Raw genomic sequence first — 26,471 nt, 5'->3', positions numbered from 1 at the left:
GAAAGGCTCTCATGACCGTCCCCCCGTCGTCCCTGACCGAATCCGCCATCGTCATCAGGCTCCGCGCCGCCGGCTGCGTCTTCGCCGAGGACGAGGCGCGCCTGCTGATGGACACCGCGCCCTCCCCGGCCGAACTCGCCGCCATGGTGCAGCGGCGCGTCGACGGCCTGCCGCTGGAGCACGTCCTCGGCTGGGCCGACTTCTGCGGGCTGCGGATCGCCGTCGGCCCCGGCGTGTTCGTGCCCCGCCGCCGCACCGAGTTCCTGGTCCGTCAGGCCGCCGCGCTGGCCCGGCCCGGAGCGGTGGCGGTGGACCTGTGCTGCGGCTCCGGCGCGCTGGGCGCGGCCCTGGCCGCCGCCGTGCCCGGGGTCGAGCTGTACGCGGCCGACATCGACCCGGCGGCCGTGCGCTACGCCCGGCGCAATCTCGCCGCCGCGGGCGGCCGGGTGTTCCGGGGCGACCTGTTCGACCCGCTGCCCGTCGCGCTCGGCGGCCGGGTGGACGTCCTGGTCGCCAACGTGCCGTACGTCCCCACCGACGAGGTCGGGCTGCTGCCCGCGGAGGCCCGGGTGCACGAGCCGCTGGCGGCCCTGGACGGCGGCAGCGACGGTTTGGACGTCATGCGCAGGGTCACCCGGGAGGCCGCGCGCTGGCTGGCGCCCGGCGGACACCTGCTCGTCGAGACCAGCGAGCGGCAGGCGCGACGGGCCGTCGAGGTCTTCACCGGCAGCGGGCTGACGGCCCGGTCGGCCGAGTCCGACGAGTTCTACGCCACCGTCGTCATCGGCGCCCGGCCCGGCGGGGCGCGCGGATGACCACGCGCCGGACGCGGCTCCCGGCCGGATCGCCGCGCTAGGGCCAGGGCCGGCTGATCCACCGGGCCGCGCCCGGCGGTGTGGGTGCGCTGTGCGGTTCCTGTGGGCCGTGTTCCCGGCCCTTCGTGCCCGCCGGACGGCCGGGACCTGCGGCGACCGGCTGAGGCTCCGGCTCGGGAACTTCCGTTCGTTGTGTGCGTGGGGGCGATCTTCGCGCACGGGACAGGGAGCGGTGGAATGGACGAGTCGGCTGCGGACGCGGCGTCGGTGGGGAACAGGGCACGGGGCCCGGTGGCGGCGAGCGGCACGGAGGTCCCGGAGGAGCCCGCGCCGGCCGCCGCGCCGGACGGCCGCAGACAGCGCCCGTTCTGGAAGGAGGTGCCGCTGCTGGTGGTCGCGGCCGTGGTGATGGCACTGATCATCAAGACCTTCTTCGTCCAGGCCTTCTACATCCCCTCGCAGTCCATGCAGAACACCCTGCAGCCCGGCGACCGGGTGCTGGTGGACAAGCTGACGCCCTGGTTCGGGGCCACCCCCGAGCGCGGCGACGTCGTCGTCTTCAAGGACCCGCACGGATGGCTCGACGACGAGCCCCAGCCCGCGCCGACCAGCAATCCGGTGCTGCGCGACCTCCAGTCGGCGCTGAGCACCATCGGGCTGCTGCCCGCCGCCGACGACCAGGACCTGATCAAGCGGGTCATCGCGGTCGGCGGCGACACCGTCCAGTGCGTCTCCGGGCAGCCGGTCCGGGTGGACGGCGTGGCCCTGTCGGAGCCGTACATCTACCCGGGCAACCAGCCCTGCGACCTCGACCCGGTCGGCACGGTGAAGGTGCCCAAGGGCGACCTGTGGGTGATGGGCGACCACCGCGACGACTCGGCCGACTCCCGGCACCAGCGGGTCACCGGCAACGGCGAGGGGTTCGTCCCGGTGGGCGACGTGGTCGGCCGTGCCTTCGTGGTGGCCTGGCCGCTCAACCACTGGGCGTTCCTCTCCGTGCCGTCCACCTTCGACCAGCACGGCCTGGCCTCCTCGCCGCTGCCCGCCGTGGCTCCGGCCGCGCTGGACGGCGCGGCGCTGCTCGTGCCGGTGTCGCTCTGGTACCGCAGGCGCCGCCGCAACCGCGGTTGAGCGCCGCCACCGTGGCCGACGCAGCCGCCGACTGGACAGCCGGCGACGCGATTGCCTAGCTTGCGCGGCATGACAGAGCGACGCGCCATCCTGACCGGTTCGACCTTCGAGGAGCAGATCGGCTACGCCCGGGCGGTGGTGGACGGGGACCGGATCCACATCTCCGGCACCACCGGCTTCGACTACGTCACCATGACCATCCCCGACGACGTGGTCGAGCAGGCCGAGCAGTGTCTGCGCACCATCGGCTCGGTGCTGGCCGAGGCGGGCTCCTCGTTCGCCGACGTCGTCCGGGTGCGCTACCTGCTGCCCCGGCGTGAGGACTTCGAGCCGTGCTGGCCGGTGCTGCGCCGCTGCTTCGGCGAGGTGCGCCCGGCGGCGACGATGATGGTGTGCGGGCTGGCCGATCCCCGGATGAGGATCGAGATCGAGGTGGACGCGCGGCGCGGGCAGGCGTGAGGCGTCAGCGCCGGTCCGTCCCTTCCCGGCGGTACTTGCCGGGGGTGCTGCCGAAGGCGTGCCGGAACGCCTCGATGAACGCGCTGGAACTGCTGTAGCCGCAGGCGGTCGCCACGGCCGTGACCGGGCGTCCGGCGGCGAGCAGGGTGAGCGAGTGGTGCAGCCGCAGCTGGGTGCGCCACTGCGGGAAGCTCATCGCGGTCTCGCTGCGGAACAGCCGGCTCAGGGTGCGTTCGGACGCGCCCACTGCGGCTCCGAGTTCGGCCAGGGTGCGCTGGTCGGCCGGGTCCTCGCTGAGCAGCGCATGGACGTGGCGCAGCCGGTCGTCGGCGGGCGACGGCAGGCACAGCGGCAGCGCCTCCACCCGGTACAGCTGGTCCAGCGCGACCCGCTCCAGGTTCTCCCGCTGCGCCGAGGTCAGGCTGTCGTCCCCGGTCAGGCTGACAATGACCTCGCGCAGCAGCGGGGTGACCGCCAGCACCGTGGGCCGGTCGAGCCGGAGCGGGTTGACGGTCGCGGCGAAGGCCAGGGTGCGCATGTGGGTGGGGCCGTGCGCCTGGTGGGCGTGCGGCACCTCGGCCGGGATCCACACCGCTCGGTACGGCGGCACGATCCAGGCGCCGATCGGCGTGGACACCTGCAGCACCCCCGCGCTCGGGTGGATGAGCTGGTGGACGGCGTGGTCGTGCCAGTCGACCCGTTCCCGGTGGACCAGGGAGGCGAGGGTCGGCCCGTGCAGAGGATGGCGGTCTACCGGCATAGCTCGGCAGGATACCGGTAGTCCGCAGGGGGCGTCGCTGGCGATGCTGGGGCCATGACCGATATCGAGCGGCGCGCCGCCGCCCCCGACCCGACCCGGCCCGACCTCGACAGCCTGCCCCTCGCGGACGCGGGGGCGTCGATGTGGCAGCGGATGCGGCTGTGGGGGATCGCGCACGCCGTGGACGACCTCTACCAGGGCCTGGTCCCGGCGAGCGTGCCGTACTTCGTCCTGGACCGCCACTACGGCTACGTGGCCGCCTCCGGCCTCACCCTGGCGGCCACCCTGGGCAGTTCGGTGCCGCAGCCGTTCCTCGGGGTGCTGGTGGACCGGGTGCGCTGGGGCTGGCTGCCGGCGGCCGGTGTCGCCCTGGCCGGTCTGGGGCTGGGCCTGTCCGGGCTGTTCCACCCCTATCCGGTGGTGTGGGCGCTGATCCTGCTCTCCGGGCTCGGTGTGGCCGTGTTCCATCCGGCGGCGGGCAAGGCCGCACGGGAGGCGGCGGGCGACAGCGCCGGGGCCATGGGCGTTTTCGCCGCGGGCGGCAGTGTCGGCTTCTTCCTGGCTCCGGTCCTGGCCACCCCGGCACTGGTGGCCTGGGGCGTGGGTGCGACCGCCCTGTTCATCCCCCCGGCTGTGCTGATCGCCTACGTGCTGCACCGCAACCGGCACCGGCACCGCGCGCTGGCCTCCGCCGCGCCGCTCCGCACCGGCACCGACCGCTGGGCGCCCTTCCTGGTGCTGACCGGTATCGAGGTGGTCCGCTCGACGGTGTTCTTCGGCGTCAACACCTTCATCGAGCTGTACTGGATCAGGCACCTGCACGCCTCCCGCGCGGTGGCCGGCACCGCGCTGGCCTGCTTCCTGGGCGGCGGCGTGCTCGGGACGCTGCTGGGCGGACGGATCGCCGACCGGATCGGCATGGTGCGCACCGTCCAACTCGGGGCCGTACTGGCCGTCCCGATGCTGGCCGGGCTGCGGTTCCTCCCCGGGACGCTCGCTCCGCTGCTGTTCGCCGGGCTCGCCGGGGCGGCGCTCAACATCCCGTTCGCGGTGCTGGTCAAGCTCGGCCAGGACTACCTGCCCAACCGTCCGGGCACGGCGGCCGGCGTGACGCTCGGACTGGCCGTCAGCATCGGTGGGTTGATCGCCCCGGCCTTCGGCGTGCTGGCGGAGAGCCGGGGACCGCAGGGCGTGCTGACGCTGCTCTGCGCAATCCCGTTGGCGGCCCTGGGGTTGGGCGTCCTCCTGCGTGAACCGGAACAATGACGCGTTTGGTGACGCCGCGTCAGTCGCCGTACACCGCAGATATGTTGTCGCGCGGCGGCGGCAGGCGGTGCCCGGCCGGGCCCTGGGCGAAGGCGGTGAGCAGGTTCTCCGTGGCCCGGGTGACGAAGGCGCAGGTGCGGGCGTCCATGCCGTGGTCGCCGCCGTCGTCGCGCCCGCCCGCCATCAGGCCCTCGACCCAGCGCATGGTGCCCGAGGCGAACACCCCGGCCCCGCCGGGCGCCGTGTAGTAGGCGGTGTCCGAGTGGCTCGCCCGGCCCTCGCACACCAGCGGCGAGTGCGCGAGGATCTCGATCGGGCGCGGCACCGGCCCGCCCGGGGTGACCCGGTCGTACTCCACGCCGACCAGGTGCGGGAAGGAGTCACCCGCGGCCACCCCGGTGCCCGCGTACAGCCAGTGGTCGGCGGCGAGGACCACGTACGGGGCGTCCACCGGGTAGCCCTCGTACAGCACTCCGGTGAGCGAGGACTCCGGGTCGGGGGCGGGCTCGGCCCGGAAGTCGGTGGTGACCGCCGGGTCGTCCCGGCCGTAGAGCGGATCGTCGCGGTAGTCGGTCTTGTAGCAGACCACGCTGCGCGAGCCGTCCTCGACCCGGATGCGGCGGAAGCAGGTGTTCGCGCCGAGAAAGGCGAGGTTGGTGCCCGCGTCGCGGGCCCGCGTGACGGCGGCGCGCTGCTGCGGCGTCCAGTACTCGTCGTGCCCGAGCGAGAGCAGCGCCGTCGCACCCTCCAGCACGGCCGGCTGCCGGTGCACGTCGATGCCGGTGGTGTAGGCCAGCGGTATGCCGAGCCGCTCGGCCAGCACCACCAGCGCGCGCTCGTACACCAGGAACTTCTCCGCGCCGTTGCCGTCGTACGGGCGGTCGAAGGAGACCGACAGCGAGCGGGTGCCGTAGGCTCCGTCCTCGCCCTGGTAGAGGCTGTAGCCGCCCCAGACGTTGTACGCCTGCCAGGTCGCCGGGCCGTGCACCAGCAGCGTCCGCCCCTTGGCGGCGGCGTCCCGGACGATCATCGGGACGTACCGCTGGTGGCCGTTCTCGGCGTCCAGGCGCAGCAGGTACGCGCCGGTCGGCCAGTCGTCGGTGGCCACGCCCAGCGTGGGCTCCCAGGCGGTGGTGACGGTCCGGGTGGCGTCGGTGAAACCCGCCGCCGGCTGGACCCGGCCGGGTATCCGCCCGGAGCGCCACACCAGCCGGGCCTGCGCGCCGCCGTACCAGCCGACCCGGTACGCCGACACGGTGAACCCCGGTGCGGTGGTGGAGACATGGAGCGCGAAGCGCTCCCCGCGCTCGACGCTGACCTGGTCGGTCCAGCCCTGGACGGCCTCCTGCGGACCGGCGGAGACCAGCCGCCAGTCGGCGTCACCGGGCAGGGACTGCTCGGAGCGCCGCGCCGTCGTGGCGCGGACCGGCGAGGGCCGGCCCGACGCGCGGTCCCCGGCGGAGGCGGGGGTACCGCAGCCGGCCAGCGCGCCCAGCCCGGCGGCGCCCGCCCCTGCTGCCGCTGCCGCGCCCAGGAACCGCCGCCGGGGCACCCCGCTGCTGTCCGCCATCCGACGCTCCGTCCGCCCGTGCCGCCTGTCCGCCGGTGCCGCGCGCGTGCCCGTGCCGCGCACGCGGGTGCCGTGCCGTTCGTCCTCGAGACTAGCGGCTGTTGATCGTCCGGGCGCGCGGCACCGTGGCCTCAGCCGGAGCGGCGGGCGACGAGCACCGCGTCGTGGACGGTCGCCTCGCGGCCCTCGGGGTCCAGCACCGCGCGCGGCCTCCGAAGTCCACCGCGGTGACCCGCCAGCCGCGTTCGGCCAGCCAGAGGGCGTCCCCGCCCTCGCCGCAGCCGACGTCCAGGGCGGCGCCGGGCGCGAGCCGCGCCGCCTCGGCGACCAGCTGCGGATTGACATGGCCGCTCCACAGGACGCTGCGCGAGCGGTAGCGCTCCTCCCAGAAGCTCTGGTCCATCGACGGGTACTGAGCGGTCTCGTCTGTGTTCCTGGTCAAGGTGACCACCTCCACGTGAAAGCGCGCCCCCGGCGGGGGACCGGTGCGGCGGGGCAGGGCCCCACTGGCGGTAATTGATGCGTCCATGCCATGATTGTCAGGCGCTCCCCCCGGACGCGTACGGTGCCCCGCCTTCGCGTGGAGACGGGGCACCGTCCCTGGTCGGCCCCGGTCCCTCAGGGCGTGCGGCCGGTGGCGGCGTCCAGTTCCGCCGAACGGGCGGCGCGCCGGGCGAGCACCGCCTCCCGCCGTTCGTCCCTCTGCCGCAGCGCCTCCCTGCGGTCCCGCTTGGAGAGCCGGTCCAGGTAGAGGCCGCCGTTCAGGTGGTCGGTCTCGTGCTGCAGGCAGCGGGCGAAGTAGCCGGTGCCCTCGATGACCAGCGGTCGGCCCTCCCGGTCGAAGCCGCGCGCCACCGCCCGGTCGGTGCGCGGGACGTCCGCCACCGCGCCCGGCACCGACAGGCAGCCCTCGTCGTCCTCGATCAGCCTGCGGCCGACCGGACCGGCCTCGTCCAGGACCGGGTTGAGGATGTGCCCGACGTGCCGCACGCCGTCGTCGTCCAGGCAGTCGTAGACGAACAGCCGCAGATCCACGTCGACCTGGTTGGCGGCCAGCCCGGCGCCCTCGGCGACGTACATGGTGCGGAACATGTCGTCGATCAGCCGGGAGAGCTCCGGGGTGCCGAACTCCGCCTGCGCCGGGCGGCACGGCCGGTGCAGGATCTCCTCGCCGGCCTCGGTGATCCGCAGCACCGATCCGCGCTCCGCCTCGGGCAGCAGCGACGGGCAGGAGTCGACCGGCTCGCCCTGGAGCCGGACCCTGCGGTCGACGGCGGCTGGACGGTGGTGGGCTGCGGGCACTGCGGGCTCCCTCTCGGTCACGGCCTGGCGCGCGGAAACCGGTCCGGGCGGCTCCGCCCGGACCGGCGCCCGCGCGCTGGGCGCGGCATGCACGGTGAGTGCATTTTAGGGAGTCAGGAGTTGGAGGGCCCGAAGAACTCCATCTCGGCCACGGCCACCTGCTTCTGCGGGCTGACGCCGTAGATCGACTCGATGATGAAACGGACGCTGGTCACGTCCCGGGCGTCCAGGCCGAAGGTCTGCGGCTGGCCGTCGTTCAGCGACAGCTGCTTGGTGCTGGTCTTCCCCGAGCTGTTGGTGATCAGCGCCTCCAACTGCTGCGGGCACGCCTCCACCGAGACCTGGTCCGACTCCGCGCCCGCACACGGCGTGATGATCACGTTCAGCAGGTGCGTGGGGGTGGCGAAGTTGGCCTGCAGCCACTGGCCGGTGTTGAAACCGCCGTAACCCGTGCCCCACCAGGTGTTGTTGTAGCCGTCACCGGCCAGCGAGGCCGGGTGGGCCGGATCGGCGTGGTAGGCGCTGAAGGTGATCTGGTGGATCTGCGCCCGGGTGGCGAAGTGGTCCTCCACCGCGTGCGTCGCCGGAGTCGCCTCCGTGCTTACCGTCACCACCAGCGCCACGGCGACCGCGATCGCCAGCGTCCAGCGCACGATCCGGCCCAAGTCCCGCCGCAGGCGCGGCCGTTCGCCCGCCCACGGGGCCTCGCGGCCACGGAAGTCGAAGATCCGCCGCCACCACGGCCGACGCTGCGGACCGCCGGGCGACTCCGCCAACCGCATCGCGCAGCGCCGGCAGAAGTGCCGGTCCCGCTGGTTGGCGGTGCCGCACCAGGGGCACAGCTCGCCGTGCGGCACATGGTCGTCGTCGCCGGGCTGCCGCACGGTGGGGCGCGCCGCCGACGGCGTCCCCGGCAGCACCGGCGCCACCTCCGGCGCGGGCCGACCCGGAACGCTGCGGTCGGCGACCGGCACCAGCAGCGCGCGGGCCCGGGCCACCTCCGGCGGCACCGGCGCGGCCGGGGGCGCGGGCGAGGCCGGGTGGATCGGCTCGTTGAGGACCTCGGTGGTGTCGTCCTCCGGGCCGAGGGCGGCAGCCGTCGGGGGAGCCTGCGCCGGGACGACAGGTGACGTGGCGTCAGCGGCCTTCTTGACCGAGAGGGTCGGCGGCGCGGCAGGCGGAGCCGGAGGGGCCGGTGGCGCGGCTGCGGCCGGTGCGGCGGACGTTGCCGGTGCTGCGGGTCGGGCCTGCGCGGGCTCCGGCACGGCGGCCTGCTCCGGCTTCGCGGCCTGTTCCGGCTCTGCGCCCTCCTCCGGTGCCGCTTCCTGCTCCGGTTCCCCGGCCTGGGCGGGCTGCTCCGGCTTCGCCTGGGCGGCCGGCTCGGCCGCGGCGGGGCGGGCCCCGGCCTGGTGCTCCCAGTTCAGGAACGACCCGCAGTCGTCGCAGAAGGACTGCCCGGCGTGGGCCACCCCGCCGCAGTCGGCGCAGCGCAGCTCCGTCCTCTGGGTTGTGTCGTTCACGTGGCGGGTCCTCTCATTGCGGCCACCTGGACCGTGCAGGGTATGTGGGCGGGGCGTGCGGCGCGCACCAGTTCGGTGAGGCGTTGCTGGTCGATGCTGCCGGGGTCCTCGACCCGCAGCACCACCCGCAGGTGCGGCTGCGGGTCACCGGGGAACGGCCCGAGCGGGCGGGCCGACCAGTCGGCCCCGCCGCTCTCGCTGATCTCCGGCTCCACACCGAAGGCCAGCCGGACCGCCTCCGACAGGCCGCGCGTGGTCCCGCGCAACCGGTGCAGTCCGGCTGCCGCCCCCACCGACTCGCGCAGCAGCGGCAGCGGGGCGTCCGGGTCGGTCTCCGCGCCGACCCAACTGCCCAGCCACTCGGTGAAGTCCTCGGGGGCGAGCGCGGGGGTGAAGTAACTGTCCAGGCAGTCCAGGACGTTGAGCAGCGGCGCGAGGAGGTCGTCCAGCCCGGCGGTGAAGCGCTGCGCCATCTCGTCGTCGGCGTACACGGCGGGCAGTTGCAGGCCGATCGGGTGCCGGCTGCCGAGCCCGTCGACAGCGCCCCGATATGCGGCGGATTCTGACATGCCGTCAGCCCCCGATCACGCGGACGCGGTGGTCGAACGAGAAGACCAGGGCGGAGGGGTCCAGGTCGATCCGGTCGGTCGGGTCGCCGCGCTTGCCGGAGAGCGGGTCAGCCGGGTGCAGCAGCACCTGGTCCACCAGCTCCACGCCCGGCACCCGCTGCAGTACCGCGAACACCTCGCCCGCCTGCAGCGGACGCCCGAACGGCCAGCCGGTCCCGTACGCGCCGCCGGCCAGCGGATCCAGGTGGTCGTAGAGCGCGTCCAGGGCCGCCGCGCGGATCCGCTCCGACTCGGTGCCCCGGAAGGCGTGCAGCGTCGCCACCACCGTGACGCCCTGGTAGTAGGGCGGTCCCACGGCCAGCCGGGTGCCGATCGGGCGGCGCTCGTCCAGGTGCCGGGTGATGGTGCCGAGCAGCTCGTCGCCGGGGACCAGCTGCTCGAAGCGCAGCCGCCCGCCCTGGTCCGGCACGGCCTGCGGGACGACCAGCACCCGCACCGCGTTCTCGCCGTGCTGGGACTCGTCCGCCGCCAGGCAGGTGATCCGGGCCGCCTCGGGGGCGGCGCGGCGGGCCAGCTCCTCGTAGTCGCGCACGGTCACCGCCCGGTCCTGGGCGCGCAGCGACACGGGGGCGCGGACCTTGGCCTCGGCCACGGTCTCGCCGTCGACGCCGCCGCGCGCCGCCTCGCGGTTGTCCACCCGGGCGATGTACGGGATGGAGCTGCGCAGCACCCGGATGCTGCCCCGGGCGACGTTCCCGGCCCGGCCGCCGCCGGTGCGGTAGCGGTGCGCGCGGATCAGCGCGCCCTTGGGCGGCACCGCGCCGTAGTGGCGCATCGTCCCGTCGGGCTCGCGGACGGACGGGCCGAAGGCCAGCTCGCCGGTGGTGGCGTCCAGGGTGGCGTGCCGGTCGTCCGGGCCGGAGCCGGCGAAGTGCGGGACGACCGTCCAGTCGGTCCAGCCCTCGCCGTCCGAGACCTGGAGCAGCAGCGGCGGATCGCCCTGGGCGACGGGTGCGTGCGCCAGCCGCAGCCGCTGCCCGGGGACGCCTGTGGACTCGCCCAGCGCCTCGTCCCGGACGACGTCCGCGTGGACGGCGCGGGTGGTGCCGCCGATGGTGAAGGCCGACGCGGAGCGGATGGTCGGGGAGAGGGTGTAGAAGGGCTGGCCCGGCTCGGCCTGCGTGACGCGGCAGCGCAGCCAGCCCGCGTCGTGCCGCCCGCTGCGCGCCACGGTGTGGCCCGAGGGCACGTGCAGCACGACCTCGCCGGGGCGGTTGAGGCCGCCGGTGGTGTCCCGGTCCACCTCGCAGGGGTGCCAGCCGTCGCCGGTCAGCGCCTCCCACACCAGCGGCGGCTGCCGGGGGTCGACACCCACGCCGTCCACCCGGCTGCCGAGCCGCAGCACCACCGCGCAGTCGGGGACGGCGGCGGTCAGCCCGAACAGCATGGCGTCGCCGGGCTGCGGCGGGTCGCCGAAGCAGGCGGTGTCCTTGCCGTCGAAGATCCCGTCGGTGTGGTCGATCGGCGGCTCGCCGCCCGGCTGCAGCAGGACCCGCTCCAACGTGCAGGGGACGACCGTGAGATCGCGCTCGGTGGCGAACACCACGGCGTCCTCGGTCTCGGTGCGCTGGGTGGCGACCTCTGTGCCGGTCGGCAGCAGCAGCGGCTGGCTCTGCGGCGCGGAGAGCCAGAAGGTCACCGCGGTGCGGGCGGACGCGGGCGGGAACAGGGTGACCCCGAGCAGGTCCAGGAACGCCAGGTAGTTCTTCTCCGGTACCCGGTTGAGCCGGTAGACGATCTGGTCCGCCATGTGCGCCACGGCCTCGACCAGCGTCACGCCCGGGTCGGAGACGTTGTGGTCGGTCCACTCCGGGCAGCGCTGCTGGATGTAGCGCTTGGCGTCGTCGACGAACTGCTGGAAGCGCCGGTCGTCGAGGTTGGGGGCTGGCAGGGCCATCAGCGGTCGCTTTCGGTGGACGGGTCGGCGGACGCCGAGGGGCCCTCGTGGGAGGGGATGACATAGAACGGGAAGACCAGGCTGCGCGGGTTGTTGGTGCCCCGGATCGTGTAGCGGACGTCGATGAAGAGCACCCCCTCCTCGCTGGGGCTGGCGGTGACCGCCACCTCACGCACCTCGATCCGCGGCTCCCAGCGGTCCAGCGTGCTCCGCACCTCGTACTGGATCCGCCCGGCCGTGGCCTCGTCCACGGGGGCGAAGACCAGGTCGTGGATGGCGCAGCCGAAGTCGGGCCGCATCGGCCGTTCGCCGGGAGCGGTGGCGAGGACCAGGCGCAGCGCCTCCTCGATCTCCTTCTCCCGGCTGACCAGGGCGATTCCGCCGGACGGGGCGATCCGCATCGGGAAGGCCCAGCCGGCGCCGACGAACTGCTCTGCCATGTACGGAACCTCGCTCTGTGCTGGTGGTGGAGCTGGTGTCTGACGAGTCGTCAGGCGACGGGAATGCCGTTGGCGGTGACCACGCCCACCATCGTCACGTCGACCGCCGCCAGCGTCAGTTCGGTGGTGGCCGTGAGGTTGGCGAGTCCGATGGCGTCGATGGAGACGTCCGCCACGGCGTCGATGGTGACGTCCGCACCGGCGTCGATGTCCACGATCCCGGCGGCGGCCAGGTTCAGCGCGCCGAGGGAGCTGACGCTGACCGTCGCCCCCTTGATGGAGACGGCCCCGGTCGCCTCCAGGTTGAGGTCCGCGCCCGCCTTCACCGAGACGCTGGTGCCGCCGTCGATCGTGATGGCGCCGGTGTTGCTGATGGTGATGGTGGCGCCGGGCCCCTCGCGGGTGGCGCTGATGGTGATGGTGGCGCTCGCCGGATCGGTCTCGTCCAGGTGCACCAGCAGCTTCTTCTCGCCGGTGCTCAGGCGGATGCCACTGCTGGGCGGCTCCCTGACCTCCAGCAGCTCCACCATGTGGCCGTTGCGCGAGGCCAGGCTGCGCCAGTTGATCGCGCCGTTGGTGGGGTCGTACTGCGGGTGCGCGTCCGGGTCGGGCGTGGGCTGGTCCACGCCGTTGTAGAGCCCGGCGATGACGTAGGGGTGGTCCAGCGCGCCCCGGTCGAAGGCGACCAGCACCTCGTCGTGCACATCGGGCAGGAACAGCCCGCCGCCGTGCACCCCGCCGAACTGGGCCACCCGGCACCAGTCGCTCTCGTAGTCGGCCGACAGCCACGGGAAGGTGAGCTTCACCCGCCCTTGCCTCAAAGGGTCCTGAGTGTTGGTCACCAGTGCGCTGACCACGCCCGGCATCTTCGGTGCGGTGTCCGCACCGCCCGACGCCAGGCCGTACAGCGAACGCATCTGACGACCCGTCACTGAAACCCAGGTCTGGTACTGGTCGGCACCGGTGAAGACATGGCGGGTGCCGGTCACCGTGTAGCGGCCCTCGAACGGGAAGCCGCCGCCCTTCAACGCCACCGGCAGCCCCGGGTGCAGCGCGGGATTGCCGGTGACCGTGATCTCCAACTCCGCGAAGGAGGAGGTGATGTCGTCGGCCAGCGCCTTGGACGCCTTCAGCACCTCGGCCTGGGTGTCGTAGGGGACGTCCGCCGCGGTCAGCCTGGCCGCCCCGAACATGGACGAGACCTCCGCGGGGGTGACCCCGATCTCGATGTCCTCGCTGCTCAGCGCCGGAGTCAGCTCGGTCAGCGGAGTCTTCGCCTGGACGTTCCAGCCGCGCACCTCGACCGTGTCCACCTGGTCGGCGGAGGTCACCACGACCCGGCTGCGCATCGCGTTGGTCTCGAACTCCAGCACGTACGGGCTCTGCCGGGCGGTCATGGTGTCCGGCGGCGCGCCCGCGGCCGACACCAGGTCGGTGAACTGCAGCAGCCCCAGCTCGTTGACGTACAGGTGCACGCCGTTCTCCCGGGCCAGCCGGCTCAGGAAGTCCCAGTCGCTGATGTTGGGCTGGGTGGCCAACTCGTAGGTGGTGGTCGTGGAGTCGACCTTGCCCAGCTCGACCCCGCACATCCCGGCGACCTTGCGGACGATGTCGGTGGCGGTCATGTTGGGGTAGCCCACCACCCTGCGGTTGCGCAGCAGCCGGTGCCCCGGGTCGTAGCCGCGCACCACCAGCAGCTTGTCGCTGCCGTCGGCGTCCGCCTCGAGCGCGGTGATCTCGCCGGTGATCAGCGGCTGCCCCTGCACCCCGTCGGTGATCGGGAACAGCTTCACCTCGGCGCCGATCCGCAGCAGTCCGCCGTAGGAGTCCATGATGGCCCGGCCGGGGTCGCTGAACGACAGCTGGAAGGCGGCGGGCATGTTCACCCCGGCGTCCACCCAGCCCTCGGCCAGCAGGTTGGCCAGGGCGTTGGGGATGGGCCCGCCGATCTCGACCGCGAGGATGTTGGTGTACGTGGCCTGGCTCATGGTGCTCCTACCTGTGGATCTCTTCGGCGGCGGGCAGCAGCAGCTCGGTGCCCGGCTCCAGATCCATGGGGTCGTCGATGTCGTTCGCCTCGGCGATCACCCGCCACACCGTGGCGTCGCCGTACTCCCGCCAGGCGAGGGACTGCAGCGAGTCGCCGACCACCACCCGGTGCACCCGGCGCGCCGTCAACGCGCCGGAAGTCGGGTTCTGACCGGCCGTCAGCACCGCCACCTCGGTCAGCGACAGCGTGCACCGGGCCCTGGTCGGCTCGCCGGTCGGGCTGAACAGCGTGTACTGCGCGGAGGCCCGGCTCACGTACGCGATGAACTGGACCGTGCTGAAGGAGCCCCACGAGAAGCGCACCCACGGCGGCGACGGCCGCTTGGAGAGCAGGCTCCCCGGCCACACCTCGCAGCAGGACAGCAGCAGTTCGACCTGCGACTGCACCTCGGACTTGCTGCCCGGGGCCGTCCCGTCCAGGAAGACCACGAGATCCATGGTGGCCGGATCGGCGCCCCTGAAGTTGGCCAGCGCGCCGCGCTCGAAGCCCACCGCGTGGTCCATCGACCAACTGGCGCTGCGGACCAGGGTCAGATCCTTCGGGTTGAACTGGAAGTCGACCGTGCCGATCTCTCCGCCCAGGGCCATGGCCAGGCCGGTGGGCGGCTCGTGGATCGCCAGGGAGGCGCGGACCAGACTGGTTCCGGGAGGCTGTGTCATGGCTAGGCCGCCCCCGCATCGGTGAACCCGTGGTGGGTGATCTCCAGCACCTCGGTGGCCACATTGGGGCTGGCCGGATCCAGCGACGGCCCCTGCCAGCGCACCGGCAGCACGTCCAGCAGGCCCCAGCGGGCGACCAGCGAACCGTCGGCGCGCAGCGCGGAGATCTGCGCCGTGGGCCGGACCACGCCGGTGGCCACCGACGAGATCCAGGCGGCGACCTTGGCCGTGTCCGGCGTCAGTGGACGCGTCAGCCGGATCGTGGAGTGCTTCACCCGCGAGGGCAGCTGCCACACGAAACCGTTGTTGCCGCCCTCCTCGTACGCCTCGACCTCGACCTCGGCGGCGAGTCCGTCGCAGCCGTTGAACGCGCCGAGGTCCTCACCGTCGATGCTGAGGGTGAAGAAGATGGTGGAACCTGGGTCCTGCGGGGTGCTCATGGCTGATGTACTCCAGGCGCTGGGGGCGGGGAGGGGTGGCGCGGCCGACTGCGGCCGGGTCGCGGTGGGGAGCCCCATGCGGGCTCAGGCGTCCGCACGGTCAACGCCCGGGGTCGCGGAGACGCCCGATCCGTTCCCGTTCGAGCCGCAGCTCGGCCCGCAGCAGCCGCGACAACGGCCCCACCAGGCGGCGCGCCAACTCGTCCAGATGCGGTTCGGCGGCGGGCTGCGCGGATACCGACACGCTCTCGGGCGTGCTCGCTGCCGAGGACCGCTGGATCGGCGCGGCCGGGCGCGGCGCCGCCGGAGGCACGGCAGCTGCAGCCGGCGGCACGGGCGGCAGAGGCGGCGGGGAGGCGGGCGGCGGCGCGGCGGGCGCTGACGCCGAGAACACCGGCTGCACGGCCGGGGGAGTCGCCCTGGGGCCGGGCGCACTGCTCAGCTGCACCGGCAGCGCCGACCTGGCCCCGGCAGGCGACACGGCGGACGGTACGACGGCCGGTCCGGCGAACGCCGAGGGGACGCCGGGCCGGACCGTGGACGCCGCTGGCGACCCCGAGGTCGCCGACGGGCCTGCGGCCGACAGCCGCTGGACCGGAAGCGCCGCCACGGACGGCCGGACCGCCTGCGGATCCGTCGCAACTGCCGCCCGCTGCACGTTCTGCAGGCGCACTGGGCTCGGAGCGCTCGGCCCATGCGGCCCACTCGGCGCGGGCCGCGCCGTCCGTACCGCCTGCGCCGGAGTGGGCGAGAGCGGAGCAACGGTCGGAGCCTGCGACGCAGCGGAGTGGGGCGCGGCCGGGGCGGGGCCGACCGTCGTCGCCAGCGGACGCGCCGACGCCAACGGCGCCCGCTGCACCACTGGGGCCGCGTGGTGCGTCAGCAGGGGCTGAACGGGTACCACAGGCGGCGTCATGTCGGCGGCTGACGTGAGCTGCTGATGTTCCGTCATGGATGGGCTCGGCTGGCTCGGTGGGGCGGCCGGCGGCTGAGCCGGCGCCGGGCGGCTGACGGCGGCGCGCTGGACCGGTCGCGCGGCGGCGGTGGCCGTCGGCGCACCGAGCGTGGGCTGCCGGGCGATCGGCGCACCCAACGCGCTGCGCCGCACCGGCGCGGACCCGGCCGTCGGCGGCACGCTCGGCGGAGCACCGGCGGGGGCTGTGGGCACGGACGCGGGGGCCGGCGACGTCCCGGATATGGGCGGGGTGATCGGAGCCCCCAGCGCGGACCGGCGCGTCGCCGACCGCTGGACCGGCGCGGACGGCTGCGAGGCGATCGGCGCCCCGAGCCCCACCCCGGCAGGCCGTTGCCCACCGACGGCTGGGCGTGCCGCCGACGCAGCACCGGGCACGGCCGGTTGCGTCGGGAGGCTGCCACCGCCCAGCGTGGGCGCGCTGGTTGGGCGGTGCGCGGTGATGGGCGGCTCCTGAGCCGGACGGTTCGGGCTGCCCGGCGCGGTGCGCACCGGCGGCGTTGCCGGAGGGGTGCTGGCCGAAGTCTGCACGGGAAGGGGGGCGGCAACCGGGGCGGTGGGAGCGGCGGCCGTCGGTGCGGTGCGCTGCGTCTGGGCGGCCGGTGACGGCGCCGCCGAGCCCAGGGGCTCGGCCGTGCGCGGCTCGGTCGGCGCGGCCGACCTCTGCACGGCCAGGGGGAGCGTGGCCGACGGCTGCGGCTCCCGGTGCGGCGGGCGCGGCTGAGCCGTCGGCGACGGCACGGCCGATGCGGTCGCGGGAGCCGCCGGAGTGCCGGTTGCTGCGGCCCGCTGAACGCTCGGCGCAGGACTGGCCACGGGCCGTGCTGCCGCCGGGGTCTCGGCGGACGGCGCCCGCTGAACGCTCGGGGCAGCGCCGCTGGTCACAGGCCCCGGTGCTGCCGGGGACTGGACTCCTGCCGGGGGCTGGGCGGAAGCGGTCCGCTGAACGTGTGGGTCACTGGCCGGTCGGCTCTCGGCGGGCGCTGCCGCGCCGGGTTCGGGACGGGCGGGCGTCGGGGCCTGGACGGGCGCCGTTGTGCGCTGCACATTCGGCGCGACCGTCGGCGTGCTCTCCGAACGGACGGGTGCCGCTGCGGGCGGGGTTGCGGCGCGCTGCGCAGCGGCTGAGCCGGGGAGCGAGCCACTGTCCGGGAGGGCGGCCGTGGGGCGGACGGCAGCGGGCCGAGCTGGGGCGGGGGAGTTGACGGCGGAGGGGTCCGCAGCAGGGCGGGTTGCCGCCGGAGTCGAAGGGGTCGGTGCAGCGGCGGCGCGTTGGACCACCGGCGCGTTGCTGCCCTCCGGTCGGGCCGCTACCGGTCGCTCAGCAGCGGCTGCCGCCCGCTGGACGCCCGGTGTGCCACGGACCGGGCTGCTCGCCGGACGTGCGCCTGCGGGAGCCGTTGCTGCCGGAGACGTCGCCGCCGGAGTCGTCGCCGGGGAAGCCGTTGCTGCCGGAGCCGTTGCGGCCCGTTGGACGGTCGGCGTCGGCGTCGCGGTGTCGGCGGCGCGGGTCTCCGATCGGGCCGCTGGAGGAGCCGAGACGGGCGCGGCGGGGGCCTGCGCCGGAGCGGCTGCAGCCCGCTGAACCGTCGGCGGCGCGCTGTCGGCCGTACGGTTCGTCGGCCGGGCGGCCACCGGAGCCGGAGCCTGGGCAGGAGCAGGAGCAGGAGCAGGAGCAGGAGCAGGGACGGCACCGGCGGCCGTGGCTGCGCTCGGAGCCGACGCTGCGGAAGCCGCTGCTGCCGGGCGTATGCCCACGGCCGGAGCCGGAGCCGGAGCTGGTGACGCAACCGGTGCCGATGTAGGAGCCGGTGCCGAAACCGGTGCGGCCGGTGCCGACGCCGCCCCGGCGCGCTGGACGGCGCCGGGCTCGGCGGCGCTGGACGCCGCCTGCGGGTGGGCCGGGGCCGCCGGGGGTCGGGGTGCGACGGACACCCGTCGCGGCGGCTGGGGCACCGCCGGAGCGGAGGTGAGTGTGGGCCTGCGGGCAGGTGTGGGCGACGCCGTCGCGGGCCGGGCGGTGGCGGCCGGGGCCGCCTCCCCGGCAGCCGGTGCGGCGGCCGGAGCTGTACCCGGGGTCGTGGCGGTCTGCACCTGCCGCTGGACGGCGGCGGCCTGGGGCCGCGCTCCCGTGGCCGCCCGCGCGGGCCGCACCGGGGACGCAGGCACCCCCGCCGCACCGGCTGCGGCACGAGCGCCGCCCCCGGCGCGGGGCACGCCCGTGGCCGCTGCACGCGCCGTTCCCGAAGCACCCGAAGCCCCGACAGACCCCGAAGCTCCGACAGGCCCCGTGGTCCCGACAGACCCCGAGACCCCCGCAGAACCCGAGGCCCCCAACGACCCCAGCGGCGCCGCCTGTCCCGCCAGGCCCGCGGATCCGGCCGGGCCCGAGGGCGTGCGGCCGGCGACGGGCAGGGACAGCGCGGGCAGGTCCAGCCGGGAGGGTTGGACGGGCGTGGCGCGCAGCAGGCCGTGGGTGAGGCCGCTGGGTGCGTCCCGCTGCACGGAGTGCGATATCTCGCCCATCATCGAGGGGTTCTGCCAACTCGCCAGCGTGCTGCTGAAGTTGCTCGACGCCACCGATCCGCCGGCTGATCCCAGGCGGGTCTGTATCGGCGGCAGTGCCGCCCAGTCCCGCGCGGGTGCCGGTGCGGGCGTCCGGGCAGGCGTGGGCGCGGGTCCGGCGGACGTGTGCTCCGCCGTACCCGCGCTGTCGGCGGTGGTCGCCGCCTGCGGGGCCTGCCCGCCCGATCGTGCGGTCCTGCGCAGTCGATCGCGTATGGCCATCGCTGTGCCTCAGCCTTCCGCGCCGGCGCGGGCGACGAGCGCGGCGATCTCGTCCGCGTACCGGCGACGGTCGCGGTGTTCCAACTCCAGGATTTCTTCCATGCTCCAGTGGAAATGGTAGGCGAGGTACGCGACTTCCTGGTGGATCAGGTCGGTCGCGTACGTCACCATTCCCCCAGGCGGCTCCCGCCCAGCTCGACTTCGAACGGCTGCTCGCAGTGCGGGCAGGTCACCGCCGCGCGAGTGTGCCCCTCGGAGTTGATCTGGCGGTAGAAGTCCTGCAGGAAGGCGAGGTCGGAGGCGAACATGTTCTCCACGATGCCGTCGTGCACCATCGGCACCGTGCCCAGCTGGGTGATCACCCGGCCGAGCAGGACCACCGAGAGGTACGCGGGGTTCTCCTGAACCCGGACGTCACGCAGTGGGATCAGTTCGTCCTTGGCGGTGGACAGCCGCATCACTCCACGCCGGTGGACCGTGCCGGAGTCGTCGACGTAGCCCCGGGGCAGCTCGAACTCGAACTGCGTGCGCAGCTGTTCGCGCTGGACCGGCGCGGGCCCCTGCGGCGCGGACGCGACCGGCGCCGCAGGGGCGGCCGGCGCGGGAGCCGGGGCGTGCCCAGGGTCCGCCAGCGGCGCGGCGGCCGGTGACGGAACCTGGGCGGTGTTCAGGGAACGGCGCATTACTCGATGACCAGCTCTTCGAAGACGATGGTGACGGACTCGGTCAGCGCCGCGGCGTCGCCGGCCTTGACCGTGCTCGCCTCGACCTTGCTGCACCAGGCGTTGCGCAGGTTGTAGCGCTTCACCGGGCTGTTCATGTAGTCCATCATGATGATCGAGGCGTTCTTGCGGGCCATCGCCATGTTCCCGGCGACCGACTCGTTGATCCACTGGGTGAACGACGCCGACTGGGTCATCCCTCGGACGACGGAGACCTGTCCGGCCTTCTTGACGCCGGGCATCTTCTTCACGGTGGGCTTGCCGTTGGCGGAGACCTGCTGGTACTCGATGACGTCCTGCTCCATGGTCAGGCCGTTCACCTCCTGCAGGTACTCGACCATGACGCCGTCGATCTGCAGGCCGAAGTTGTGTGATGCGAGCGCGTCGCCGGGCTGGAGTGACATGAACCGGTGGTCCTTCTGCTAGCGGTTGGTGGGCCGGTCGGTCGCACGGCCGCTGGTGGGCCGTGCGACCGACCGGGGGAGGAGCTGGGGGCTGCGCCGGGGTCGGACTACTCGTCCAACTCGCCCGAGCCGCCCGAGAACTGGGCCAGCCGGAAGACGACGAACTCGGCGGGCTTCACCGGGGCGATGCCGATCTCGCACACCACGCGGCCCAGGTCGACCGACTCGGGGGTGTTGGTCTCGGCGTCGCACTTGACGTAGTACGCCTCTTCGGGACGCGAGCCGAAGAGGGCGCCGTTGCGCCACTCGTTGACCAGGAACGCCGAGATGTTGCGCCGGATGCGGGCCCACAGCGCCTCGTCGTTGGGCTCGAACACCACCCACTGGGTGCCGACCAGGATCGACTCCTCCAGGTAGTTGAAGTACCGGCGGACGTTAAGGTAGCGCCAGGCCGGGTCGGAGGCCAGGGTACGGGCGCCCCACACCCGGATGCCGCGCCCGGGGAAGGAGCGGATGCAGTTGATGCCGACCGGGTTGAGCAGGTCCTGCTCGCCGCGGGTGATCTGCAGCTCCAGGTCGACCGCGCCGCGCACGATCTCGTTGGCGGGGGCCTTGTGGACGCCGCGCTCGGAGTCGTTGCGGGCCCAGATGCCGGCCACGTGGCCGCTCGGCGGGATCACCCGGGACTGGCCGCTGGCCGGGTCGAAGACCTTGATCCACGGGTAGTACAGCGCCGCGTAGCGGGAGTCGTAGTTGCTGGTCTCCATGCGCCACTTGCGGATGTCGCGGGCGTTGAGTCCGGGCGGCGGGTCGATGACGGCCATCCGGTCGCCCATCAGCTCGCAGTGCGCGATCAGGCCCAGCTGCACGGCCTTGACCGACTCCAGGTCGATCGCGCCGCGCTGGTAGGCCGCCATCAGGTCGGGGACGGCGACCATGGAGATCTCGTCCAGGGCCTCGAGGCCGCCGAAGCCGGTGCGGTCGGCCGAGTCGCCCAGGTACTGGTCCGGGGTGACCGGGCGACCGGTCGCCTTTCCGCCCTCGGTCGGCGCGGCCGGGGCCGCCGGGACGGCCAGGCTCTGGTTCTCGGGGCGCACCAACTGCGCTGCGGGCGCGGCCTCTTCGAGGACGATGAGCTTGGAGCGCTCCTTGACCTGGGTGACGACGTAGTTGCGTCCGCCCTTCTTGGCGGAGACGTCGAAGGACTCCGCGACCGTGTCGCCGTCCTTGACGATGAGCTTGAAGCGCTCGGCCGGGCCCTCGCCGTCGGCGTCGGCGACCTCGACGGTCAGCGGGCCGGTGCCGGGCGTGGTGGCCGCGACCCGGAACCCGCCGAGCTGCGCCGGCTCGCCGGTGGTGAGGGCCTTCGCAGCGCCGGTCGAGCCGGCCGCCAGCTGGCGCTGCTCGCCGGCCACGCCGCCGTCGGACCCGCCGACGCGCACCACGTAGGCGGCGCTGCCGCCGTTGTTGAAGAAGCCGTAGACGGAGTGCGCCAGGAAGTACCCGTCGGTGAACTCGCCGAACGCGGCCACGTACTGCGACCAGTTGGTCACCAGTGTCGGCTCGTTGAGCGGCCCGGTCGGGGCGAACCCGACGAAGGCCGCCACGGAGGTGCCCACTCCCTCGATCGGCCGCGAACCGCTGGCGACCTCCTCGACGTAGACACCGGGAGACAGGTACGACGGCATGCGTGGTTCTCCTTTTGCGACTTACGGGAAACGAAGGCTGTGCACGGCGACGGGTCGACTCGTGGGAAGACAGGGGAAAGGCAGGGTGACGAGGACCTCGGCGCGGCATCCTGGCCAGGACCGGGGTGTGCAGGGGGCAGGACCGGGGCAGCCGGGCGAGCCGTGGTGCTGTGGCTGCGGGGCGCTCCGTGGTCATGCATACCTTTCTCCGCCCCGGGTACATGGTTGGAGCAGTATCTGTTGACTGTCCACTACGCGCGTCCAGTGGCGACAGAGGATTCCGGACACCCACAAGGGCAGAGGCAATTGCCCTTTCGGGCAATCACGACTGCCCTCACGGCGTCCCCGGCGTCCGGTGACTGATGATCATCGCCGGGATACCGTGCCTGCGGTGAGCATATGGACATCCCTGGAACCCGCGTCCACGACGGTCGACGCAGGCAGTAGCACCACGGTGACGCTGCGGCTGCGCAACACCGGTGACGTGGTCGAGGAGTACCGGATCGTCCCGGTGGGGGATCCGGCGCTGTGGGTGCGGGTCGAACCGTCCACGCTCAAGCTGTTCCCCGGCACCACCGGCAGCGTCGAGCTGACGTTCGCGCCGCCGCGCACCCCGGACGCCACCGCCGGGCCCAACCCCTACGGCGTGCAGGTCATCCCGACCGAGCACCCCGAGGCGACCACCGTGCCCGAGGGCAACATCACCGTCACGCCGTTCACCGACGTCCGGGCGGAACTGCTGCCGTCCACCTGCCGGGGACGCTTCCGGGGACGGTCCACGCTGGCTGTGGACAACGTCGGCAACGTCAGGCTCACCGCCTCGCTCTCGGGCCGGGACACCGGAAGCCAGCTGGGTTTCGACATCCACCCGACCAGCCTGCAGATCGAGCCCGGCCGGGCCGCCTTCTGCGCGGTGCGGATCAAACCCGAACGGGTCCGGTGGAGCGGGCAGAAGGAGACCCGTCCGTTCAAGGTCGCCGTCCAGCGCTCGGGCGCGGAGCCGGATTTGGTCAGCGGCAGCTATCTGCAGCTCTCGGTGTTCCCCCGGTGGGCCTTCCGGGTGCTGAGCTTCGCGGTGATGCTGGTGGTGCTGTCCGTGGCGCTGTGGTTCGCGGTCCATCCGTCGGTCCAGAGCAAGGCGACCGCGCTGGCGCTGGCCGACAACAACCAGCCGGTCACCACACCGACCCAGACGGCGCCGCTTCCTGACGCTCCGTCAATGGCTCCTGCCGCCGGACAGAGCCCGGCCGACCCGTCGGCGACCGGCGGCGCTGCGGCCCCGACGCCCGCCGGCGGCAGCCAGGGCGGCGGCTCCGGCAGTGGTTCCGGCAGCGGCTCGGGTGCGGGCTCCGGCACCTCGCCCGCCGCCCAGCCGACCACCACCACCCTGGCCCTGCCGATCCAGGCCGGAAACCAGCCCAATGTGCTGGTCGAGTTCGCCCAGTACCGGCTCACCACCATCGGCTCGACCAACCCCTGCCGGATCGGCAACGGCCCCGGGGACCTCGCCTCGGTCGCCGTCGGCGTGCTCGACCCGACCACGGTCAAGCAGCTGACCTGCTTCCAGAACGCCACCGACCAGCACCGGTACGGGCGACTGCGCCTCGCGGAGCCCGGCGAGCTGGGCCGGGAGACGTTGACCGCGCTCTGGTCCTTCAGCAACCTGGACTCCGGTACCAGCGCCCTGGCCGCAGGCCAGAACAGCCCGCACGTCTACGACGCCGACGCGGCGCTCAACTGGGCCACGCACCCGCAGATCACCCAGCAGGTGCTGAGCACCGGCATCAGCCAGGCCGAGGCGTACATCCGCAGTTTCGCCCCGAACGGCGCCCTGCCCGCCGAGTCGGCCGACAGCGCCTTCACCTCGGCGGTGTCGTCGTACTCCGCCGCGGTCACCGCCGACGACGGCAACAACCTGATGAAGCAAGGGTTCGGCGCCGGGCTGGTGGAGTCGCCCACGGTCCCCGGCTCGGGCACCGTCCCCTCCGCCCTCTGGCCCCCGGCGCCGATCCAGCCCTAGCGCCGGGCCTAAGCGGTGGCCCCAGCGGTGGACGCGCGCGGCCCGGGTCACCAGGCCGCGTCGTCCTCCAGCACCAGCCGCCCCGCCTTGCGGTACTCCCGGCGCGCACCCTCCAGCAGATCCGCCCCGGTCACCGGCTCGCCGCGCCCGGCGGCCAGGTACGCGGCCGTGGTCACCGCGCTGCGCACCGATCCGCCGGACAGCTCGAACTCCCGCGCGCAGCGCGAGGCGTCCAGGCCCTCGACCGTCGGCACCCGGGACAGGCTGTGCTGCCACAGCGCCAGGCGCTGCTCCGGGCCGGGGAAGGGGAAGTCGACCACGAGGTCCAGCCGCCGGGTGAAGGCGTCGTCGATGTTCGAGCGCAGATTGGTGGTCAGCACCGCGATGCCGTCGAAGGACTCCAGCCGCTGCAGCAGGTAGGCGCTCTCCAGGTTGGCGTACCGGTCGTGGCTGTCCTTGACCTCGGAGCGCTTGCCGAAGACCGCGTCGGCCTCGTCGAAGAGCAGCACCGCATCCACCCGGTCGGCCTCGGTGAAGATCCGCTCCAGGTTCTTCTCGGTCTCGCCGACGTACTTGTCGACCACGGCCGACAGCTGCACCACGTACAGGTCCAACCCCAGGTCGGCGGAGACCACTTCGGCCGCGAGGGTCTTGCCGGTGCCCGAATCCCCGGCGAACAGGGCCACCACGCCCCGGCCGCGCCCGCCGCCCGCGCGCAGACCCCACGCGCCCAGCACCCGGTCCCGGTGCCGGGCCCGCTGGGCCAGCTCGCGCAGCTGCGTCAGCGGCTGCTCGGGCAGCAGCAGATCGGACCAGTCGACCGCCGGGCGGATCCGGCGCGAGTGCTGCTCCAGACCGGAGGCGGACTGGCCGAGCGCCGCCCGGCGCAGCTGCGACGGGCCCAGCGGCACCCCCTCGAAGTCGGCCAGGTCCACCGCCGCCGCAGCGGCCCGGCGGATCTGCCCGGCCGACAGCCGATAGGGGGCGACCGCCGCCGCCAGGTCGAAGCCGTCACCCGGGCCCTCGCCCCCGCCCTCGCTCCTGCCGTCCGCGCGACCGGCGAGCGCGGCCCGCCAGAGCTGCTCCGGCTCGGCCGGGGGCTCGGGTGCGTCCAGCAGCAGGATGCGCCGACCGGTCCACTCCGGGTCGCAGGGCGTCGCCCCGGTCAGCAGGACCGGTACGTCGGTGTCGGCGAGGGCCCGTACCAGCGGTCCCGCGCCCCTGGCCGGCAGCGGCCCGGCGACGATGCCCGCGCCGCGCAGCCGGGCCTCGCGCAGCAGCGCCGGTATCCAGGCCGGGGCCGCGGGCGGTGCGTGCCCGGTGGCCGGGTCGGGCGTGTCGGCGGCGAGCCGGTCGCAGTCCAGGTGCAGCGCGTCCAGCCCGGCCAGCTGCAGCGCGGCCACGGCCTGCGGGATTCCGCAGCCCGGACGCGCCTCGCGCAGATGGACCAGGAGCGGGGCGTCGGCGATCCGCTTGGCGAGCCGTACCGCCAGCTCGTCCTCGGGGCGGACGACAGGGTCGGCGTCCGCGTCCGCACGCACCAGCCGCACCGCGTCCGGGAGTTGCGGGTCGGGCGTGTCGTCGCCCAGCAGGTGCGCGGCGACCCGGTCGGGCACGGTCAGCGTCCGGCTGAGGAAGGGGCGCTCCGGGTCCTCGACGGTCAGCAGCCCAAGCGCCCGCAGCGGCGCGGAGGGGTGCAGCCTGGCCCGGCCTGCGGCGGAGTCGGCGGGCAGCCCGCACAGGTCCAGGACGGTGCCGGTGGTGGCGCGGCGCCGGCTGACGTCGTCGTTGAGGTAGCCGTAGAACTGCTCGAAGCCCCGGTCCAGGTCCGGGGCCAGGGCCAGCAGCAGGAATTGCAGGTCGAGCCCGGTGAGGCCGCAGCGGGCGGTCAGGCCGGGCAGCCGGTCGCCGTGGCCCGCGCCGCCGGAGCCGGCCGACGGCGCGGGCGGGGGCAGCGGCACCGGGGGCGGCGGGGGCGGCGGCAGCGCGGGCCCGCCGCTGAGCAGGTGGTGCACGGCCTCGGGCGGCAGGTGCAGGCCGCGCAGCGGATCGCCCGCGGTGGGGTCGGTCGCGCTGCGGGCCTCCACCAGCAGCGCGACCCGCTGCCGCAGTTCGGCCAGGTGCTCGCGCAGGGCGTCGGCGTGCGCCGCGTCACCGGCGGTCGCGGGGCCGTACGGGGTCGCGGTGCCGTACGGGGTCGCCGTGTCGGGGCGGGTCACGAGGCCGGTGTCCCCTGCGGTCCGGTGGGCCGCTTGGGCGGCGGCAGGCGGCGGGTGCGGGTGGCCGAGTCGTCCAGGGTGCCGTCGGTGCCGCGCACCCGCACGGACGTCCACTCGGTGACCGGCGGACCGGCCGGGTACTCCGGCGAGACCGGTATCGGCGCGGTGATCACCACGTCCAGCGAGGGCTTGAGCTCGCCGCCGAGCGCGGACCAGATGTCGGCCAGCGAGCGGGACTCGGCGGGCGGCATGGCCACGGTGATCGGTACGGCCAGGCCGAGTTCGGCCAGCGCGCCGGTCAGCGACCCGGGCGGCAGCACCTCCCCGCGCAGCAGGGTGGTGAGCGCGGCGGAGAGCAGCCGGTGCTCGTCCTCGGGGCGCTTGGTCCAGGCCGTCACCAGGTAGGAGAGCCGGAACCAGCGCGGGGGCTGACGCCGCCGCACCACCGTCCCGTGCTCGTCGCGGACGGCGACCGCCCCGCGCTCGCGCCGGTTGACGTCCTCGCGGATGTCGTACAGGTAGGCGTCGAGGGTGGGCACGGTGCGCTTGGCCGCCCAGTCGCGGGTCGGCGCGTCGAACGCCACCTCCACCTCCGTGCCCGCCAGGCTGCCGCCGCGCAGTACCCCGCGCAGCACCTCGTCGATCTCGTGGATCACCTTGCTGGTCCTCTTGTCCTGATGGTCACTGGTCGTCCTGGATCGTCCTGGTCGTCGCGGCGGC

At 74.1% G+C, this 26,471-nt stretch carries 24 protein-coding genes; 6 read left to right on the top strand and 18 right to left on the bottom strand.

Features of this window, described 5'->3' with window-relative positions; translation table 11 throughout:
* The first annotated feature begins 11 nt into the window (after positions 1 to 11).
* From GXW83_RS20325 to GXW83_RS20315, 3 genes are all read left to right on the top strand, one after another.
* The gene (locus GXW83_RS20325) at positions 12 to 815 is read left to right on the top strand and encodes a putative protein N(5)-glutamine methyltransferase (protein ID WP_182444443.1); all 804 of its coding nucleotides are present in this window, start codon (positions 12 to 14) and stop codon (positions 813 to 815) included.
* 237 nt (positions 816 to 1,052) lie between these two features.
* On the top strand, positions 1,053 to 1,946 hold the full coding sequence (gene lepB, locus GXW83_RS20320; RefSeq protein WP_182444442.1) for a signal peptidase I: 894 nt from the start codon (positions 1,053 to 1,055) through the stop codon (positions 1,944 to 1,946).
* 69 nt (positions 1,947 to 2,015) lie between these two features.
* The gene (locus GXW83_RS20315) at positions 2,016 to 2,405 is read left to right on the top strand and encodes a RidA family protein (RefSeq protein ID WP_182444441.1); all 390 of its coding nucleotides are present in this window, start codon (positions 2,016 to 2,018) and stop codon (positions 2,403 to 2,405) included.
* A 4-nt stretch (positions 2,406 to 2,409) separates the two neighbouring features.
* On the opposite strand, the gene GXW83_RS20310 is transcribed toward GXW83_RS20315, so the two are convergent.
* Positions 2,410 to 3,165: a helix-turn-helix transcriptional regulator gene (locus tag GXW83_RS20310; RefSeq protein WP_182444440.1), complete on the bottom strand. Its 756-nt coding sequence runs from the start codon at positions 3,163 to 3,165 to the stop codon at positions 2,410 to 2,412.
* Positions 3,166 to 3,219: 54 nt separating this feature from the next.
* Between GXW83_RS20310 and GXW83_RS20305 the strand changes: the two genes are divergently transcribed.
* Positions 3,220 to 4,431, top strand: a complete 1,212-nt coding sequence (locus GXW83_RS20305) for an MFS transporter (protein ID WP_370466741.1) — start codon at positions 3,220 to 3,222, stop codon at positions 4,429 to 4,431.
* Positions 4,432 to 4,450: 19 nt separating this feature from the next.
* Here the strand turns inward: GXW83_RS20305 and GXW83_RS20300 are convergent, their stop codons facing one another.
* From GXW83_RS20300 to GXW83_RS20250, 11 genes are all read right to left on the bottom strand, one after another.
* Positions 4,451 to 6,001, bottom strand: coding sequence for a N,N-dimethylformamidase beta subunit family domain-containing protein (locus tag GXW83_RS20300; protein ID WP_225447129.1), 1,551 nt, complete (start codon positions 5,999 to 6,001; stop codon positions 4,451 to 4,453).
* A 91-nt stretch (positions 6,002 to 6,092) separates the two neighbouring features.
* Entirely contained in the window at positions 6,093 to 6,443 is a 351-nt protein-coding gene (locus GXW83_RS35390; RefSeq protein ID WP_370466740.1) for a class I SAM-dependent methyltransferase, read from the bottom strand.
* A gap of 176 nt (positions 6,444 to 6,619) precedes the next feature.
* On the bottom strand, positions 6,620 to 7,303 hold the full coding sequence (gene def / locus GXW83_RS20290) for a peptide deformylase (RefSeq protein WP_182444439.1): 684 nt from the start codon (positions 7,301 to 7,303) through the stop codon (positions 6,620 to 6,622).
* Between the two features lie 113 nt (positions 7,304 to 7,416).
* The gene (locus GXW83_RS20285; RefSeq protein WP_182444438.1) at positions 7,417 to 8,823 is read right to left on the bottom strand and encodes a zinc ribbon domain-containing protein; all 1,407 of its coding nucleotides are present in this window, start codon (positions 8,821 to 8,823) and stop codon (positions 7,417 to 7,419) included.
* Positions 8,820 to 9,392 carry a phage tail protein gene (locus GXW83_RS20280; protein WP_182444437.1) on the bottom strand — a complete coding sequence of 191 codons (573 nt, stop codon included), beginning with the start codon at positions 9,390 to 9,392 and terminating at the stop codon, positions 8,820 to 8,822. Before GXW83_RS20280 ends, GXW83_RS20285 begins: the two co-directional genes overlap by 4 nt.
* A gap of 4 nt (positions 9,393 to 9,396) precedes the next feature.
* Positions 9,397 to 11,349, bottom strand: coding sequence for a putative baseplate assembly protein (locus GXW83_RS20275; RefSeq protein WP_182444436.1), 1,953 nt, complete (start codon positions 11,347 to 11,349; stop codon positions 9,397 to 9,399).
* Positions 11,349 to 11,789: a GPW/gp25 family protein gene (locus GXW83_RS20270; protein WP_182444435.1), complete on the bottom strand. Its 441-nt coding sequence runs from the start codon at positions 11,787 to 11,789 to the stop codon at positions 11,349 to 11,351. Before GXW83_RS20270 ends, GXW83_RS20275 begins: the two co-directional genes overlap by 1 nt.
* A 50-nt stretch (positions 11,790 to 11,839) precedes the next feature.
* The gene (locus GXW83_RS20265; protein ID WP_182444434.1) at positions 11,840 to 13,777 is read right to left on the bottom strand and encodes a VgrG-related protein; all 1,938 of its coding nucleotides are present in this window, start codon (positions 13,775 to 13,777) and stop codon (positions 11,840 to 11,842) included.
* 7 nt (positions 13,778 to 13,784) lie between these two features.
* The gene (locus GXW83_RS20260; protein ID WP_182444433.1) at positions 13,785 to 14,498 is read right to left on the bottom strand and encodes a LysM peptidoglycan-binding domain-containing protein; all 714 of its coding nucleotides are present in this window, start codon (positions 14,496 to 14,498) and stop codon (positions 13,785 to 13,787) included.
* A gap of 2 nt (positions 14,499 to 14,500) precedes the next feature.
* A complete protein-coding gene (locus GXW83_RS20255; RefSeq protein WP_182444432.1) occupies positions 14,501 to 14,938 on the bottom strand; it encodes a phage tail protein in 438 nt (145 codons plus the stop codon).
* Positions 14,939 to 15,038: 100 nt separating this feature from the next.
* The gene (locus GXW83_RS20250) at positions 15,039 to 15,182 is read right to left on the bottom strand and encodes a hypothetical protein (protein ID WP_182444431.1); all 144 of its coding nucleotides are present in this window, start codon (positions 15,180 to 15,182) and stop codon (positions 15,039 to 15,041) included.
* Positions 15,183 to 15,192: 10 nt separating this feature from the next.
* Between GXW83_RS20250 and GXW83_RS20245 the strand changes: the two genes are divergently transcribed.
* Complete coding sequence (locus GXW83_RS20245; RefSeq protein WP_182444430.1) at positions 15,193 to 15,831, top strand: hypothetical protein; 639 nt, start codon at positions 15,193 to 15,195, stop codon at positions 15,829 to 15,831.
* Positions 15,832 to 18,707: 2,876 nt separating this feature from the next.
* On the opposite strand, the gene GXW83_RS20240 is transcribed toward GXW83_RS20245, so the two are convergent.
* The 4 genes from GXW83_RS20240 to GXW83_RS20225 form a co-directional block, all read right to left on the bottom strand.
* Entirely contained in the window at positions 18,708 to 18,866 is a 159-nt protein-coding gene (locus GXW83_RS20240; protein WP_370466886.1) for a DUF6760 family protein, read from the bottom strand.
* Entirely contained in the window at positions 18,863 to 19,381 is a 519-nt protein-coding gene (locus GXW83_RS20235) for a hypothetical protein (protein WP_182444429.1), read from the bottom strand. The genes GXW83_RS20240 and GXW83_RS20235 overlap by 4 nt, the downstream gene beginning before the upstream one ends.
* On the bottom strand, positions 19,381 to 19,824 hold the full coding sequence (locus tag GXW83_RS20230; protein WP_182444428.1) for a phage tail protein: 444 nt from the start codon (positions 19,822 to 19,824) through the stop codon (positions 19,381 to 19,383). Before GXW83_RS20230 ends, GXW83_RS20235 begins: the two co-directional genes overlap by 1 nt.
* Before the next feature lie 107 nt (positions 19,825 to 19,931).
* On the bottom strand, positions 19,932 to 21,512 hold the full coding sequence (locus GXW83_RS20225) for a phage tail sheath family protein (RefSeq protein WP_182444427.1): 1,581 nt from the start codon (positions 21,510 to 21,512) through the stop codon (positions 19,932 to 19,934).
* A 391-nt stretch (positions 21,513 to 21,903) separates the two neighbouring features.
* Here GXW83_RS20225 and GXW83_RS20220 point away from each other — a divergent pair, with 391 nt between their 5' ends.
* Positions 21,904 to 23,532 (top strand): peptidoglycan-binding protein, encoded by a 1,629-nt coding sequence (locus GXW83_RS20220; RefSeq protein ID WP_182444426.1) that lies wholly within the window; start codon positions 21,904 to 21,906, stop codon positions 23,530 to 23,532.
* A 47-nt stretch (positions 23,533 to 23,579) separates the two neighbouring features.
* On the opposite strand, the gene GXW83_RS20215 is transcribed toward GXW83_RS20220, so the two are convergent.
* Both GXW83_RS20215 and GXW83_RS20210 read right to left on the bottom strand, forming a co-directional pair.
* Entirely contained in the window at positions 23,580 to 25,751 is a 2,172-nt protein-coding gene (locus GXW83_RS20215; RefSeq protein WP_182444425.1) for an ATP-binding protein, read from the bottom strand.
* On the bottom strand, positions 25,748 to 26,407 hold the full coding sequence (locus GXW83_RS20210) for a DUF4255 domain-containing protein (RefSeq protein ID WP_182444424.1): 660 nt from the start codon (positions 26,405 to 26,407) through the stop codon (positions 25,748 to 25,750). The genes GXW83_RS20215 and GXW83_RS20210 overlap by 4 nt, the downstream gene beginning before the upstream one ends.
* Positions 26,408 to 26,471: the final 64 nt, after the last annotated feature.

Origin of the sequence: Streptacidiphilus sp. PB12-B1b (assembly GCF_014084125.1) — a bacterium.
Taxonomy (GTDB): Bacteria; Actinomycetota; Actinomycetes; order Streptomycetales; family Streptomycetaceae; genus Streptacidiphilus.
This window is presented reverse-complemented; position numbering and strand designations above follow the sequence as displayed.

Coding starts and splice junctions, on each gene's coding strand:
- GXW83_RS20280 (WP_182444437.1), bottom strand. CDS start 9,392: ATGTCAGAATCCGCCGCATATCGGGGCGCTGTCGACGGGCTCGGCAGC.
- GXW83_RS20235 (WP_182444429.1), bottom strand. CDS start 19,381: ATGCGCCGTTCCCTGAACACCGCCCAGGTTCCGTCACCGGCCGCCGCG.
- GXW83_RS20275 (WP_182444436.1), bottom strand. CDS start 11,349: ATGGCCCTGCCAGCCCCCAACCTCGACGACCGGCGCTTCCAGCAGTTC.
- GXW83_RS20225 (WP_182444427.1), bottom strand. CDS start 21,512: ATGCCGTCGTACCTGTCTCCCGGTGTCTACGTCGAGGAGGTCGCCAGC.
- GXW83_RS20305 (WP_370466741.1), top strand. CDS start 3,220: ATGACCGATATCGAGCGGCGCGCCGCCGCCCCCGACCCGACCCGGCCC.
- GXW83_RS20230 (WP_182444428.1), bottom strand. CDS start 19,824: ATGTCACTCCAGCCCGGCGACGCGCTCGCATCACACAACTTCGGCCTG.
- GXW83_RS20310 (WP_182444440.1), bottom strand. CDS start 3,165: ATGCCGGTAGACCGCCATCCTCTGCACGGGCCGACCCTCGCCTCCCTG.
- GXW83_RS20270 (WP_182444435.1), bottom strand. CDS start 11,789: ATGGCAGAGCAGTTCGTCGGCGCCGGCTGGGCCTTCCCGATGCGGATC.
- GXW83_RS20325 (WP_182444443.1), top strand. CDS start 12: ATGACCGTCCCCCCGTCGTCCCTGACCGAATCCGCCATCGTCATCAGG.
- lepB (WP_182444442.1), top strand. CDS start 1,053: ATGGACGAGTCGGCTGCGGACGCGGCGTCGGTGGGGAACAGGGCACGG.
- GXW83_RS20260 (WP_182444433.1), bottom strand. CDS start 14,498: ATGACACAGCCTCCCGGAACCAGTCTGGTCCGCGCCTCCCTGGCGATC.
- GXW83_RS20300 (WP_225447129.1), bottom strand. CDS start 6,001: ATGGCGGACAGCAGCGGGGTGCCCCGGCGGCGGTTCCTGGGCGCGGCA.
- GXW83_RS20315 (WP_182444441.1), top strand. CDS start 2,016: ATGACAGAGCGACGCGCCATCCTGACCGGTTCGACCTTCGAGGAGCAG.
- GXW83_RS20255 (WP_182444432.1), bottom strand. CDS start 14,938: ATGAGCACCCCGCAGGACCCAGGTTCCACCATCTTCTTCACCCTCAGC.
- GXW83_RS20265 (WP_182444434.1), bottom strand. CDS start 13,777: ATGAGCCAGGCCACGTACACCAACATCCTCGCGGTCGAGATCGGCGGG.